At 62.4% G+C, this 15,682-nt stretch carries 9 protein-coding genes; 4 read left to right on the top strand and 5 right to left on the bottom strand.

Annotated features, from left to right (window positions below; genetic code table 11):
• Positions 1 to 9: 9 nt before the first annotated feature.
• The 4 genes from F8O06_RS03460 to F8O06_RS03475 all read left to right on the top strand — a co-directional run bounded on the left by F8O06_RS03460 (position 10) and on the right by F8O06_RS03475 (position 9,808).
• A complete protein-coding gene (locus F8O06_RS03460) occupies positions 10 to 1,125 on the top strand; it encodes a helix-turn-helix domain-containing protein (RefSeq protein WP_158037452.1) in 1,116 nt (371 codons plus the stop codon).
• A 283-nt stretch (positions 1,126 to 1,408) separates the two neighbouring features.
• Positions 1,409 to 3,388 (top strand): site-specific DNA-methyltransferase, encoded by a 1,980-nt coding sequence (locus F8O06_RS03465; RefSeq protein ID WP_225733356.1) that lies wholly within the window; start codon positions 1,409 to 1,411, stop codon positions 3,386 to 3,388.
• Positions 3,372 to 6,155: a DEAD/DEAH box helicase family protein gene (locus F8O06_RS03470; RefSeq protein WP_225733357.1), complete on the top strand. Its 2,784-nt coding sequence runs from the start codon at positions 3,372 to 3,374 to the stop codon at positions 6,153 to 6,155. The genes F8O06_RS03465 and F8O06_RS03470 overlap by 17 nt, the downstream gene beginning before the upstream one ends.
• A complete protein-coding gene (locus F8O06_RS03475) occupies positions 6,152 to 9,808 on the top strand; it encodes a DNA-binding protein (RefSeq protein WP_158037453.1) in 3,657 nt (1,218 codons plus the stop codon). Before F8O06_RS03470 ends, F8O06_RS03475 begins: the two co-directional genes overlap by 4 nt.
• Before the next feature lie 137 nt (positions 9,809 to 9,945).
• On the opposite strand, the gene F8O06_RS03480 is transcribed toward F8O06_RS03475, so the two are convergent.
• The 5 genes from F8O06_RS03480 to F8O06_RS03495 form a co-directional block, all read right to left on the bottom strand.
• Positions 9,946 to 10,815 (bottom strand): hypothetical protein, encoded by an 870-nt coding sequence (locus F8O06_RS03480; protein ID WP_158037455.1) that lies wholly within the window; start codon positions 10,813 to 10,815, stop codon positions 9,946 to 9,948.
• Between the two features lie 412 nt (positions 10,816 to 11,227).
• Positions 11,228 to 11,392 carry a hypothetical protein gene (locus F8O06_RS12145; protein ID WP_192496817.1) on the bottom strand — a complete coding sequence of 55 codons (165 nt, stop codon included), beginning with the start codon at positions 11,390 to 11,392 and terminating at the stop codon, positions 11,228 to 11,230.
• Positions 11,393 to 12,323: 931 nt separating this feature from the next.
• Positions 12,324 to 13,346 (bottom strand): HNH endonuclease, encoded by a 1,023-nt coding sequence (locus tag F8O06_RS03485; protein WP_158037457.1) that lies wholly within the window; start codon positions 13,344 to 13,346, stop codon positions 12,324 to 12,326.
• A gap of 73 nt (positions 13,347 to 13,419) precedes the next feature.
• Positions 13,420 to 14,457: a Fic family protein gene (locus F8O06_RS03490; RefSeq protein ID WP_225733360.1), complete on the bottom strand. Its 1,038-nt coding sequence runs from the start codon at positions 14,455 to 14,457 to the stop codon at positions 13,420 to 13,422.
• A 352-nt stretch (positions 14,458 to 14,809) separates the two neighbouring features.
• Entirely contained in the window at positions 14,810 to 15,655 is an 846-nt protein-coding gene (locus F8O06_RS03495) for a dihydrofolate reductase family protein (RefSeq protein ID WP_158037460.1), read from the bottom strand.
• Positions 15,656 to 15,682: the final 27 nt, after the last annotated feature.

Here is a 15,682-nt window from a genome sequence, read left to right on the forward strand (position 1 = left end):
CCGCACCCGATGAGCACTACCTTCGTTGCCGCACGCCTGGAGATGGCGCGTTCAATACGGCAGATGACCGCCACCGCGCTCGCGGCGGAGGTTGGCGTGACCGCGCCGTGGATCTCCCAGACCGAGAACCTGAAACGCGCGCCGAGCCCTGAGTTGGTGCGCGAGTTCGCACGCGTGCTGGATTTTCCAGTGGACTTCTTCTACCGGCCTGTCACTGCGTTACCACCCACGGACGCCTTCCACTTTCGCGCCACGTCGCGACTAGCCAAGAAGGATGAACAGACCGCTCGGGCACTCTCTACATTAGCCATCGAGCTGTCCGACTGGATCGAAGCGACCTACCAGGCTCCAGCACCATCGGTCCCTGAGCTCCAAGACCTGCTCGATGCTGATGAGATCTTGCCGCCTGACCAGGCAGCCGAGCTGCTCCGTGGCGCATGGGGTTTGGGGACTGCACCGGTCAAGAACTTGCTGCAGCTGCTCGAATCCAAGGGGGCCAAGGTCTACTCGGCCGGAGGGCCCCTGCAGGCGATCGACGCGTTCTCATTCAGGCACGGTGCGACGCCTGTGATCTTCCTCAATGTGCACAAGTCGGCAGAGCGACTGCGTTTTGACCTGGCACACGAACTCGGCCACCTAGTGATGCACGGCGGGTCCCTGCATGTGGAGCCTGGCAAAGAGAAGGAGCAGGCCGCGAACGACTTCGCCTCATCCTTCCTTATGCCTCGGGCCGATGTGCTCGGCTCGATCCGGGGCAACCTCATGCTCGAGGACATTCTCGTGCTGAAGCGCCGCTGGCGAGTTAGCGCTATGGCGCTGAACCTGCGTGCTCATCGGCTCGGGGTCATCTCTGACTGGACGTACAGCACGTTGGCTCGTCAGCTCTCCAGCGCGGGCTTCCGGCGCGGAGAGCCAGGCTCTGATCTGATCGCCGAGAGCTCCAGCCTGCTGACCCAGGTGATGGCCGACCTGCGTTCCCAGGGCAGGAGCTTTGTAGGTGTTGCGCGCGAGCTCAACGTGCGCGCCCAGGACATCAGAGCTCTCATGCTCGGCTTGGTTACCTTCGCGGTGGAGGGCGAAGCGCAAATCCGAACACCGAGCCGCGGCAACCTGCGAGCGGTGTGACCGAAGCTTCACGAAAAGAGCAGATCATGAGAGAATATGAGTAGATCGCGGTATCTGGTTGGGCGAGATTGCTCCCGACCGCGACTTTTCGCGGCTTGCGCGACGCTCACGTCTGCCGAGCATGTCGGTGGCGGTCGCTACCGTGAGACATATACGAACCAAGGAATATACACGCCATCGGCGTGAGGAGAACACACAGTATGACTTCGTCCAACACCAAGTGGTCGCGCACTCGGAGCGCCAAAGCGAGCAAACGTGACGCCCCCCGTCAGGAGGTCACGCGATGACCACTTCGGTGTCGGGGGAGTCCCCGGACGGACAGTCGGAGCTGATGGCCCAGCTGCGTGACTTGGTGCCGAGCGCGTTCCTCGACGGTGAGCTTGATCGTGATGCTCTAATCGCGGCGCTCGGACTCGATGGCGACGCCGAGCCAGCGTTCTCGTTCGCTTGGCCGGGGATCGAGCAGGCGCGCCAGGACGCGCGCCTCCCTACAACGGCAACCCTGGTGCCCGACAAGGACGCCTCGTTGAACTGGCCGGACGCCCGCGACGTTCTGATCGAGGGTGACAACCTACAGGTGCTGAAGCTCCTGAAGAACGGTTACTCCCGTGCAGTCAAGCTGATCTACATTGATCCGCCGTACAACACTGGCGACACCTTCACCTACAACGACGACTTCGCCGTGCCCGAGCGACAGTACCTCGAAGAGACCGGTCAGGTCGACGAGCAGGGCAACGCCACGACCAGTCGGATCGAGACCGGCGGGCGCAAGCATGCACCCTGGCTGACGATGATGTTCCCGCGCCTCGCGCTGGCCCGTCACCTGCTGCGCCGCGACGGCGTCATCCTCGTCTCGATCGACGACAACGAGATGCACCACCTACGACTGCTGCTCGACGCCGTGTTTGGTGCAGAAAACTTCGTCGGCAACTTCATCTGGAACGGGGGTCGTAAGAATGACGCGCGCCAGATGTCGGTCGGACACGACTATGTCTTGGCTTACGCCTGCGACCATGCTTATCTTCGGGAACAAGATGCGCGATGGCGTGAACGCAAGTCTGGGCTTGATGAGATTTACGCCAAGGTGGAGGAACTCCGGGCTGCCCACGGAACTAACTACGAGGCAGCGACTGCGGATCTGCAGGCCTGGTACAAGTCCCTGCCAGATGAAGCTCCCGCCAAGGCACATAAGCACTATCGCGTGATTGACGCACGAGGCGTCTACTTCGCTTCCGATCTACGAAGCCCTAATCCGCGGCCAAACCTGGTCTACACGTTCCGTGGCTATGAACCACACGTAAACGGCTGGGCATATGGGCGCGAGAAGATGGAAGCTTTTGCCGCTGACGACCGCATCGTCTACCCAAAGAAGGACGGCGGACGGCTCCAACTCAAGTCCTACCTGCACGAGCACGAGGAGTGGGCTCCCGCGTCGGTCTTCTACAAAGACCGACGCGCAGCGTCAAAGGCGCTCGACAAGCTCATGGGCACCACCGTCTTTGACTATCCCAAAGACACAGAAGTGCTCGCGCGCCTCTTCCATGCCATCACCGACGACGGCGACCTGATCCTCGACTTCTTCGCGGGCTCGGGTTCGACTGGACAGGCAATCTGGGAGCAGAAACCGAAGGACGGCAAGACTCGCCACTGGGTGCTTGTCCAGATCCCCGAGAAGCCGGACGCGTCAGAAGAGTCGGGCAAGAACGCGCTCGCCGCTGGGTACGAGACGATCTTCGCGGTGACTGCCGAGCGTCTGCGCCGGGCGGCGGCTTCGCTGCAGCAGGGCACCCTTGATGCGCCGCAGTTGGGCTTCCGTATCTTCCGCACCCGTCCAACGAACCTGATTATCGACAAGCCGTTGTTCGCGCTGCCGGAGATGACCGGCCAGGACTACCTGTCGCGGGTGCTCGACCACACTGCGGGCTCTCCTGTGGTTGACGGGGCGAAGCCGCTCGACGTCGCCTGGGAAGTGGCACTCAAGGCCACCGGGACGAAGCTCGATGCGCGCGTGACAACGTACGAGGTCGGCGGCGTGACGGTCTACGAGTTCGCCCCGGCTGAGGGTCAGGGCGCTTCCGGGCGTCTTCTGATCTCGCTGGATGCATTCTCACTGGCGACGGCGGATGCCCTCGGACTGAGCGACGACGACACCCTGATCCTCCGCGGTGACCGGGTGGAGGACTCGGTTACGCTCACGCTGGCACCGCGCCTGCAGTCAAAGCTGATTCTTCTGGAGCGGGTGCCTCGTGAAGTTTCGTTTTGATGATCAGCCGCACCAGTCGGCCGCCGTTGCTGCGGTGGTCGATCTGTTTGAGGGTGCCCTGGTGCCGCCGCGCGATGCGCTTGCCGGGCAGGCGCCTGGCGCGGATGGTCACGAAGGCTTCACGCTTGAACGTGACATCCTTACGGACAACCTGAAGGCCATCACCGCCCGCGAGGCCGTCGAACCCCAGGCTCACCTGGATCTGCTGGCCGAGACTGACCTGCAGGGCACCGACCGTGAGTTCCCGAACTTCTCCGTCGAGATGGAGACGGGCACCGGCAAGACGTATGTCTACATCTCAACGGCGCTGCGGCTGGCGGAGCTGTATGGGCTGCGCAAGTTCGTCATCCTCGTCCACTCGATCGCCATCCGTGCTGGCGTGGTCAAGACGTTCGAGCAGACAGAGGAGCACTTCCGGCTGAAGTACCCGGGCGTCCCATACAAGTGGGGTGTGCTCGGTGAAAACTCGGCGCTGAACGACTTCACCGAGCCGTCAGGGACCGTGCAGTTCCTGATCGCCAGCGTGCAGGCACTCGACAAGCCCGACACGAACACGCTCTACGCCAGCGCCGAGCAGCCACAGTTGTGGGGTGATTCGCTCAGTGGCGTGCAGCAGATCGCCAAGGCGCGCCCGATCGTCCTGATCGACGAGCCGCAGAACATGGCGACGCCGCTGCGTCGTCAGGCGATTGCCACACTGAACCCGCTGGTGGCGCTGCGCTACAGCGCGACCCACAAGGAGCCGTTCAACCTCGTGCACAGGCTCGGCCCGAAGCCGGCGGCGGAGGCTGGCCTGGTGAAGCGGGTGTCGGTCAAGGGCATCGTTGCAGGCGAGGACGGCAAGCCGTATGTGCGCCTCGATAAGTTGCGCAGCGTCCGCAAGCGTCTGATGGCCGAGGCCGTCATCGACAAGGCCGGTGGCAAGCGATCGCCGGTGGTGTTGCAGAACGGCACGGACCTTTTCGAGGAGTCCGGTGGCCTTCCCCAGTACAGGGGTTTGGTGGTCGACAGCATCGAACGCAAACCCGACCGCGTGATCTTCGAGAACAACCTCGTCGTGCAGACGGGCACCGAAACCGGCGTCGATACCGAGGCGGTATGGCGGGACCAGATCCGCCACACCATCCGCACGCACCTGGCCCGTCAGGGGCAGATCGACTCGATGAACCGTGACGTCAAGGTGTTGTCGCTGTTCTTCGTTGAGCGGGTGGCCGACTACGCCGGTGACGAAGCGGTGCTTCCCTCGATGTTCGATGAGTTGTACCGCGAAGAGTGGGTGCGGGCCGGCCATCCCGAGAGCGAGATGCCTGACCCCACCGAGCTGCGCGTGGCGTACTTCCCGTCAACCAAGACCGGCATCCTCAAGGACACCTCTGGGCGCAGTGGCGATGCCGAGTACGAAGCTCGCGCCTACCAGGAGATCATCGCCAACAAGGAACTCATCCTTGACCGCGCCAACCCGCGCGCGTTCATCTTCTCCCACTCCGCACTCAAGGAGGGCTGGGACAACCCCAACGTCTTCCAGGTCGGCTTCCTGCGCCACACCCGCTCCGAGCTGGAACGCCGCCAGCAGATCGGGCGCGGCCTACGCATCCCCGTTGACCAGTCGGGTCGGCGCGTCATGGACCCTGCGATCAACCGGCTGACGCTCATCGTCGATGAGTCGTTCACCGAGTTCCGCGACGGTCTGAACGCTGAATACAGCACATCCGGGGGCGATTCCGGTGAGGCCAGCCCCGAGGTCGACAACGCCGACAACGAGGTCATCGTCCGCAGGCGCCCTGCTCTGTTTGAGAGCCCCGAGTTCGCTGAGCTGTGGAAGCGCATCCGCTATAAGGCCCGCTACCGCGTCACCGTCGACCCGGACGCACTGCGGATCGTCGTGGCGGCATCCGAGCACCTGGCCGATCTCGAGTTCATCGAGCGGCGTGCCAACGTCGTACAGTCGGCGGATCTCGTCTACGACGACCAGGGGCACGTCATCACAGCGGACTCTGCCGTTGCCGAGTCCCGTGGCGAGCGGATCGTAGTTGTCGGACAGCGCCTTCCTGACGTCGTGCAGCTCATCGAGGATCAGTTGCAGTACGGCAAGTTCCCGCTGCAGCTCACCCGCCCGACCCTGGGCGGGATCGTGCGCGAGATCCTGAACTATCCCGACCGGGACTACGCCCGGCACGTTCTCGATGATCCTGACCGTTGGGCGCGGATCGTGGCGAACGCCATCCGCATCGAGACAATCGAGCAGATGGTGCAAGGCATCAACTACGAACCCATCGACGAGACGGACTGGTGGGACGCCGAAGTCGTGTTCCTCGAGGTCGAGTCCAAGAACCCGCCGCAGCCGCTGCCCGGCAACCCCGATCCGAAGAACGGCGTCCTCGCCGCACCTGCGGACGGCGTGAACCTATACGACCACGTCGATTACGACAGCCACGTCGAGCGGGCCTTCGCCGCGCAGCTTGAAGCCAGCCGCGAGCACGTCAAGCTCTTCACCAAGCTGCCGCGCCGCTTCCGCGTGCGCACGCCTGTCGGTGAATACTCGCCAGACTGGGCCATCGTCTACGACGAGAACGGCACCCAGCGGATCTACCTCATCCGCGAGACCAAGGACACCCGCAACCTCGACGACGTCGACTGGGACGAGGCGATGCGCATCCGTTTCGCCGAGCACCACTTCGACGCCGCACCGATCGGGCCGGTCGACTACAACTACACGACCGACAAGGCTGGCTTGTTGATCGGCGAGGCCTCGGAGGACTTGCGATGACGACGCCCCCTGCCGCCGAGTCCCAGGAGTCATTGTCGACGTGGAACCTGCTGGCGCTCACTCCGGGCTATCTGGAGCCTGAGCACGGGCCGTACGTTGCGGTGCTCACGAAGGCGCTGGAGAACGCCGAGATCAAGAACATCGCGCTCTCTGGCAACTACGGAGTCGGCAAGAGCAGCATCCTGAAGCGCCTCTCGGAACTTAAGAACGGGCGAGTTGTCGAACTGTCGCTGTCGACCCTCGCACCAATCGAAGCCTCGACGCTCGACGGCTCGGTGCCGGTGCAGGCAACGACCCCAACGAACCGAATTCAGCAAGAGATTGTCAAACAGCTTCTCTACCGCGAAGAGCCCAATCGCGCACCGGGATCGAGATTCCGCCGCATCGAGCGGTTCGAGTGGAAGCGTGAACTCGCGCTCGCTGGAATCGTTGGCCTCGCAGTGGCCGTCATCTTCCTGCTTGCGGGTTGGGGCGCGACCATCACGGCGACGCTCAAACCACTCGTCGATCTCGCGCTCTGGGTCTATCCGATCATTCTCGCCTTGGCGACCGGAGCTACCTTCGGAGTGAGGTTCCTGCTGCACGGCCGCGTGCACATCAAGACCTTCTCAGCGGGCCCGGCCGCTGTCACGCTGGACGAGAAGTCGGTCTCGTACTTCGACCAGTACCTCGACGAGATCGTGTACTTCTTCGAGACCTCGCCGTACGACATCGTCATCTTCGAAGACATCGACCGTTTCAACGACTCGCACATCTTTGAGACGCTCCGCTCGCTGAACACCCTCCTCAACGCGGGACCTGAGATCGACCGATCAGGTCGCATCATTCGCTTCGTCTACGCAATCAAGGACAGCATCTTCGACCGCATAGGGCTGGAGTCCGAGGGTAGAAAGGACGTCGCACTCGAGGACATCACTGACCCTGCACAGGCTGAGTCGGTTCGTGCTAATCGCACGAAGTTCTTCGATCTCGTCATCCCGGTCGTGCCGTTCATCACCCATCGGAGTGCCCGCAACCTCGCCAGCAAACTGCTCAAGGGGCTCGAGCACACCGTGTCGCCCGACCTCGTGGACCGTGCTGGACGCTTCGTGCCAGACATGCGGCTGCTTAAGAACGTCCGCAATGAGATCGTCGTGTTTCGCGACAGGATCTTCTCTGGTGAGGGCAAGGAGCTTGACCTCAGCGAGACTGACCTCTTTGCGATGATGCTCTACAAGAGCACCCACCTCAGCGACTTCGAGACCATCCGCCTCGGAAGCAGCAAGCTGGACAAGCTCTACGCCGCACATCGCAAGCTCGTGAGCACGAACATTCGACGAGTTGAGCGCGAGATCCGTGCCACGCGTTCCGCGCTCACTCGCGCCGGCAAGTCCGCAGAACGGAGCGAACGGCTCGGGTCGTCGCTCCTGGCGCACATTGCTCGGACCGCTCGTGCCGCCGGGTACCAGGAACACAGCCCGCAGTATGCACTCGGGTCAACTGCACGATCTGCCGCGGATCTGAAGCAACCAGCCTTCTGGCTGGAACTCGCAAGTTCAAAGGGCGCGGCACTCACCTGGCGAAACGGCTACTACAACCAAACGATGAGCTTCACCCGGGCAGACCTAGCTGAGGCGCTCGGGGATCCGATCGACGCGGCGGTGTGGGAGCAAGCCGATAAAGAGGCACTCAACGACACCCTGGCTGACCTGCTGGAGCAGCTCACGTTCCTGCGGAGCGCCGACATGGGTGGCACCATGAAGCGGCCGGAATTTCTCGTGAAGTACGAGGAGGAGGAGCAGTCGCTCGCCGCAGTCGCTGAGAAACTTCTGACTCGCGGCCTCGCGTTCGAACTGATCCGCGAGGGCTACATCAACAAGAACTTCACCCTCTGCACGTCGACGTTCCACGGCGACCGAGTGGGGCCGGCGGCAACGAACTTCATCATCCACCACGTCGAGCAGAACCTGATGGATGTCGATTTCCAGTTGTCAGGCGAGGACGTCGATGCGGTGGTGCGCGAACGTGGCACGGCTGCGCTCGGTGAGCCCGCGCTCTACAACATCGCCATTCTTGATCGGCTGCTCCAGACCGATGTCGAGACGGCTGACATCATGGTTACATCGGTCGCACGGCTCGGAGACTCGGCTCGCGAATTTCTCCAGGCGTACCTCAACGCAGGGCAGGAGCGAGCACGTTTCCTGGGGCGTCTCGTGCGCATGTCGACCCGAGTCCTGCCGTACCTCGTGTCGGAGGCGGAGCTCGACGATGCAACGCGTCTCCAGCTCGTGAGCGACGCTCTCGCGAATCTCGCGCACGGCACCAAGTATTCAACCGACGACGCGACCACCCGCTACCTCGCGGACCACTACACATCACTTCCGGCGTTGACCAAGGATGCTGTCGACCCCAAGACGGCCGTGAGCATCGCGATTCTCTTCCTCATGGCGGGGATCAAGATCGTCGATCTCAGGGCCCTCACCGAGGCCGTTCGCAGGGCGTTCGTCTCCCGGAACGGCTACGTCATCTCGAAGTCGAACCTCCTCGGCGCGCTCGGCAAGGATGCTGACCTCGCGCTCGATTCGATCCGCGCTCTTGATGAGGAGGTCTACGAGTATCTGCTCGACAATCTCGAGGACTACCTCAAGGCGGTCCAGGGGCATTCCACCACGGTCGATTCATCCGATGGCTTCGTTACGATCATCGAGGACATCCTCGAACACGACGCAGATCACCTTGAGGACATCATCGCGGGAGCAAGCAAGGAGAGCCGCGTCCTCAACCTCGCGGACGTGCCCGAAACGTCGTGGCCCCTGCTTGCACGATACGGTCATGTCCCGGCGACGTTCGGAAACGTCATCACTTACCTCGGTGAGGGTGACTCGATCGATGCCGACCTGTCCCAACTCCTCAAAGAGGCTCGCGCGATTACTGCGGTCGACAACGCCGCGGAGGCGGACAAGGTCCGTCTTGCGCTGGCGATCCTCGCCGCAAGTACACACATTCACTCCACGGTCCGTGTGCCGCTTGTCGTGAGCCTCAAGTTGAGCGAGGCGCTCGACGCCACGGCGATTGCCCCCTCCAACAGCATGTTGTTCCCTCTGCTTCTTGAGAGCCATCTCATTGCTGACGACGCGGGGACCTATGAGCACCTTGGCCAGGTCGACTGGAAGTGGCGCGAGGAACTGATCCGAGTTTCACGCCAGTTCAAGTCGTTCATGACCCCAGAGCTCGTCGGGGAAGATCTGGCGTCGTTGCTCACGAGCACGAGCATTGGGAAGGCGATCAAGCTCAAGACGCTGGACGAAGCCACCGACTACGCAAGCGCCAGTGATGCGTCTGGCCGAGGTCAGCTCGCCCGGTTCGCAGTCGCCAACGGGCGTGGACTCCCGCTCGATGTCGTCGTGCAACTGCCCGCGGATCGTGCCGACACCGCGACCGCGCTCGCACTACTAGAGCCACATCTGGAGGTAGTCGATGACTCCAGGCTGTTCACGATGCTGCACGCGATCGGCGGCGCATATGCCCAGTTGACGCACGTGGGACATGACCGACCGACCATCCCGGATACAGCTGCGAACCGTGCGCTTCTCAAATCGCTCGAACAGCGCGGCATCGTCACTAAGGCTGATATCGAAGGGGCGTCGCTTCGTGTCAGCAAGAGACACAAGTAGGGCGACGAATCATCTTGTCGTTGAACCCGAACTTCAGCGACATCTGCCGCGGTTACTCGCCGGCGCCACGTAGAGCTTGACAATTTCGGCACGTTCCGCTTCCAACTGGTGGTGTCTGGAGCTGTCGCCCGCTTGCGTTACCAGTTGCGCTGCGGGTTCCGCCGCGTCCACTCCTGCCGTTCGCCGTAGCTCAGATCGGGGCGTTCTCCCTGGGGAAGCCAGATGCGGCCACGTGGATCGGATTCCTGGAGGTGCGTCTCTGACCAGCTGAGGTAGCCCGCGAGGGTTTCGGCATACTCGTGCTCGGAGCCTCGCCGGTCGACTGCTTCACGAAGGCCAGCGACAGCATCGGTCAGCTCGCGATGGCGGACGAGGTCGGTGTGGAGCTGTTCAAGCGTCTCCACCCAGTTGCTGTATCGGGTCGCTCGCTTCCGAAGCTCTTCGGCGCGGCGTTGCTCCTCTGCCCGCTGGATCTCCCACTGACGATGACGTTCAGCCGCCTGGCGGGCATCGACCGACAACTGCTCGATCTTCTCAGTTGCGCGCCGGAGCTTATCTTCGATGCGAGTCGCTACGGTGTCGTCGAGGGTCAGCGCATCATGTGAGCCTGACCTGATTTCGAGGCGCATGCGTTCGGTCGGTACGTGGTCGTACTTGGGGTAGCTATGCCAGTTGTAACGTGCCTCGTCAGCGAGCTCCTTCTCAGTGGGTACGTGATCGATGCGCTTCTGCTGCATTCGCAGGCGGATCACTGCTGGGGCGTCGCCAGCGTCGATCGAGAAGAGATCGCGTCCCGGTGACACACGTGTCCTACGGCCATTCCAAGGATCCTTCTGGAAGGTTGAGGGGTTGGCGGTCACTGTCCACCCTCGACGAATCGCCTTCTGTGCGAGTGCGTGCAGGATGAGGATCGCCCGTTGGCGTTGCTCCGATGGCACGTCGAGGCGACCTTTGTGATCGACGATCTCGCGCACGGCCTGATGAGGGCGTCTGATCTGGACCGGCATCGGTATCGTCTCGTCTTCGACGACGCGCTCCGGCCGTGGTGGCGGCTCCGGACCGTTCCCTGGCTCGTTGCCCGTGTTCTCATCGGACTGGGAGGTTGCTGCCCGTGTGTCAAGCGTCGGGTCGGGGTTGGTAGAGAGTGACTTTCTCAGTATGCGTAGAGTACGGGAGTAGGTAGCTGGGTGGCCCAGCACTCTTTTTCGATTTGGGCTGGTGGGGGTTGGTCGAGCTGACCATGGAGGCAGCGTTCGTTCCAGTCGTCTACCCATTATGCGGTAGCAACCTCGGGGTCGTTGATGGATTGCTAGGAACCGTTGTTGCGGATGAGTTCAGGTTTGTGGAGCGAGTCCGTCGTTTCGGCCGTCGCGCGTTGTCATAACGGTCGCGTTTGGGGCCAACTGAGGCAACTGCCTCTCAGTCGGTGAGCCGGTCGGGGTAGCGCACGGCGCGATACTGTACCCCGCGATCGCCCTCACGGCGTAGCGCGGCGTGGATCTTCCCGACCCCGTACGCGCCATATTTGTTCTCGTGAATGAGGCCGATCACCTCGCATGGGCCACGGTCACGTAGTTCACGCATAGGTGAAGCCGATTCCTTGCTGCGTAGTAGGACGAGGGAGCGATCTGGGTGGGATGTCCTGCCACGCCGTGATGATCGGATCGACTCCGCACTCGTCTTTGCGCTGATCGATGATTATGATCCGGTCGTTTATCGAGAGGGGCGGTCCAACTTCGGCGCGAAAAAGTCGCGGAAGTCTTCAGGATTTGGTTCGCTCGGCGGAGTCCGCGATTCTCGCGCACGAGCCGGACCGCGCGCTCACGGATCTCGGCGGGGTGTTGCTGGGATATAGAGGTGGGTTTCTTCTGGGAATCTCTACTCTCCACCAAACACAACACGATTCACTTGACAGATATGCGTCCTTCGGTTGCCGCGTTTCGCTCCCAACCAGCAGCTTCGTACGCAACCCGCGCTCCGAAGTCGTGCGGGATGCGTTCGTTGTGGTCGATTGCTCGTTACACGGCAGGCGTCAGTTCGAAAATCGCGTGCCGCGGTGCTCGCGCCCTCTCCGAGTCGGTCAATCGTTCAAGGGTGTCTCTGATATCGGTACGAGCAGCGCGACGTGACATCCACGATCAGTGTTGGTGGCCGACTCGCTGCGCCCAATCTCAGCAACGACCGCATTAGCCCGTTGACGCCGCTCTGCTTGGCGAGTTCTTCGAGCTACTCTAAACCTGCTCTAACACTCGTATAGCAGTAGGTGTGAGAGTACCCCGTACCGCTCGGGCAACGTCGGGAGGGCAGCACCCGGGTGTGCTTGGGTTGCGTCAGCTCTGGGGTTTGGTCAGATGTGGGAGCCTGCTGGGCTCCCCGGGGATACTTTGGCCCTGTTCTGCTCTCGTGGGTCACAGCGGGTTTCGTGTGTTCAGAAGTTGGTGCGCTCTGGTGGCGGCCGACGTGCCTCATCGTGGTCGGGCCGGGAGAGATCAGCACCACGCCACAGGAATCCGGCTCATCCCGCGAACAGATGCTCCCGATGCCAACGCAAATACGCATCCTTCGGCTGCCGCGCTTCGCCCGGTACCAGCAGCTTCGTGCGTAAACCGCGCTCACCAAAGTTGTGGGCGATGCGTTGGTCGTGGTCGACCGCCCGTCGCACAGCCAGGGCCAGTTCAATGTCGAGTGCCGTGTTCACGGTGATGAGCCCTTGATCGAACGCCGCGTCATGCGTTGGGCAGGCGCAGATGCCGTTTGTGGTATCGATCCGCTCTGTCGAGGTGGCATCCTTCCACGGTTTGATGTGGCTGGCGATCAGCAATCGGTGAGCGCTGACTCCTGTAGCAGCGTCTGCGGGCGCGAACGCGTCAATGCTCAACCCGCAGAAGGCGCAGGTGCGCTGGTAGTTGGCCAAGACATCCTTGGCAAAGCGCTGCTGGCCGATGCGCTGGCTGGTGACGGCCAGGCGCTCGGTTTCGCCGATAGGCAGGTCGGGATGTTTCTCGCGCCATGTTGGGAGCTCGATCTGCACTGCCTGCTCAACTTGCCAGTCGGGGATCATGTCGACTTCGAAGAACGCGTCAATCTCGACGGGCTCACCATGAGGAACGATGTCCAAGAAGTCTGTAAGCACCTCGTCAGTGACTGCTACTTGGCGGGCGGCCAGCAGAATGGTCTGGTACAGGCGCAGGTAGCGGGGGATGTCACGGGTGAGTTCCAGCGCGAGCAACACCTCGTTCTTGGCGCCATTCGGGCTTGATCCGTCGAGGTTCGACATCTTGCGGATGATGCTCCCGCTGCTGCGTCGGAACAGTCGCGCGAGCTGGGGGATGGGTGCGGGGACCCGAGCGATATTGGCACCACCGAAGCCGTGCCCGTTGACGCGAAAGCTCGCGCCGAACGAGAGCAGAGTTTCGACTGGAGTGAAGGTTACCTGTCGCTGGCCTGGCAGCGGTGTCGAGCGCTGAGAGAGCGACTCCAGTTGTGCACGCGCATCTGCCGGAGTCAGCTGCAGATAGTCGTTCAGGTCGAGTGGCACGACACCAGGATAGTTGCTCGGTCGGACCACGACCGGCGGTGCTTCTGGCTGAGCAGAAGCTCAGCGCGCAGGCTCACCGCCGCACAATGCTCGCGGCGAAGCGGTCGAGAGCCTCGAGTACATCATTCTGCTGCCAGACGCGATTGCGCCGGTTCTTGGTGACTTCGCTGACGACTCCGTACTGAGCGAGCAGGTCGATGGTGTGTATCGCGGATGTCGGCGCGATGTCGAAACGAGCGGCGAGTGCAGCACTGGTGATGACCGGCTGTTCGACCAGGAACGGAATCACTTGGTGTGCGAACGCCCGCTTGCTGGCGGGAGCAATTCGTTCGCGCAGGGCAGCGATGATCGCTCGCAATTCCTGCACCAAATCGTGCCCCTGTTTGCGGCATACAGCTGAGGCTGCAACAAACGCCGCGACGATTGGCGCAGCATCCCCAGCGCGAAAGGCGGTGAGGGCGGCAAAGTACGACTCTTGGCTGTGCAGCAACCCAGCCGATACTGGTGCAGTGATCGAGCGAGTGACCTGTTTGTTGCGCAGGGCAGCTTGCACGAGGGCGCGACCGGTTCGACCGTTGCCATCCACAAAGGGGTGGATCGTCTCAAACTGAGCGTGGGCGATGGCGATCTGCGCAATCACTGGTGCATCGACTCGGTTCAAGAACTGCAGGGTGTCATCGACGAGGTCTGGTACGAGATCATGCGGCGGCGCGACATGCACGGCGTTGACCGGGCCAAAGGCAGAGCCCCTGATCCATACCGGTTGTGTACGGTATCTGCCGGCCTCGTGGCTGAGCCGCGGGTCACCGATCAACAGGGCGCGGTGCATGTCGAGCAGGGTGTCGGATGTGAGCCTGTCGGCGAGCTCAAGCGCGGTGTTCATGGCCAAGACATTCGACGCCACCAGACGTGCGTTTGGGCTCTGGCTCAGGTTGAGTTCAGCGAGCGCCAACTGCCGTGCGCCGACGGTCAGGTTCTCGATATTCGACGACGACGTGCTCTCACTGCGCAGCAGGACCGATGACATAGGCCCGAACGCGATCGTGTCAGACCCGAAGGCCGCGCTGACTTCGGCGTCGAACGCTCGCAACGCGCCTTCCGCCTCAGACACGTCGGTGGCGATTCCCTGGGGCAGCGCCAGGTTGAGCTGTGCGATGGGGCGGGGATGCTGTACGAGAAGTGGCCGGTCTCGCGCTGTCGGCTGCGTCGCGATTGACCAGCTTCTTGTGGAATCCAGATGTCTGGCTGGTGAGCTGGCAGCGCCACCGGGAGTATCTCGTCGGATGGGGGAGCGGGATGCTCTGGCACTGAACTCACCTTCGCTTCTGGCAATACGATGTTTCCTTATTTACAATGTATGGCTCTACTGTAAATAAGAGACCAAGGTATTCGCGGAGAGTGTGCCCGAAGAGGTGACAAACCTCTGCATACAAAGAGACCGCCCGATCACCTATGCGAGGCCATCAGCGATGACTCGCCCAGAGTCTGCCCGCCTGGTCGGCCGCAGCCGAGATCAGCTGCGTGAGTTCAGGGCGGTCCGGCACCGCGAACGGTGTGTACCCGCCGCGTCCGCCTTCGACTGGGCGACCATAGGCCTTGGCCGCGAGCGTGCCGTCGGGCAGCAGGCGAACATTGATGGTCTGCAGCTCGAAGCTGCGGTCACGACGCGTGTCGACCCATCGCAGCGCCGGCGGAATCTGCACGTTGATGGCGAGTGCACTGACCTGCGGCTCCTCGTCGACTGATGCCTCCTCACGCCGCACCGCATAACTCAGCTCCGCGAACCGACCGATCTGGCGCGTGCCCGTCAGTTCCAGCTCGCGCCAGCTCAGCGCTCGCGGCAGAAAGGGCTTGCCCTGCGCGAGCGTGGCCGGTGCGATGGTGACGATGATCTCGTCGAGCGCTCCGGCGTCGGCGAACTGCCCGGCCAAGTCGCCGCCGCCCACCACCCAGATGTCGCGATCGCCTGCGGCCTCGGAGATCGCCGCGAGATGCTGCCCGACCTCGCCTGAGATCAAGCGGATGTCAGCGCCGGGAACGAGCGGAAGCTCGCGTGACGTGAACACGAAGGTCGGGCGCTCGCCGTAGAACTCCTGCCAGCGTTCCGGATGATTCAGCAGGTCATTCTCGCGCAGCATCCACTCATAGGTGGCCGAGCCTTCGACTAACACGCCCACACGTTCCATGAAGGCGTCGGCTGCGCCGAGTGCGTTATCCTGCGGCACTTGGAGCAGCCAGTCGAGCGAGTCGTCGGTCGACGCGAGAAAGCCGTTGAGCGTCGAGGCTGCATAGTAAATGGTCTGGGGCATGGAGCCATCCTGACATGCTTGATAAAT

Source organism: Pseudoclavibacter sp. CFCC 14310 (genome assembly GCF_008831165.1).
GTDB lineage: Bacteria > Actinomycetota > Actinomycetes > Actinomycetales > Microbacteriaceae > Pseudoclavibacter_A.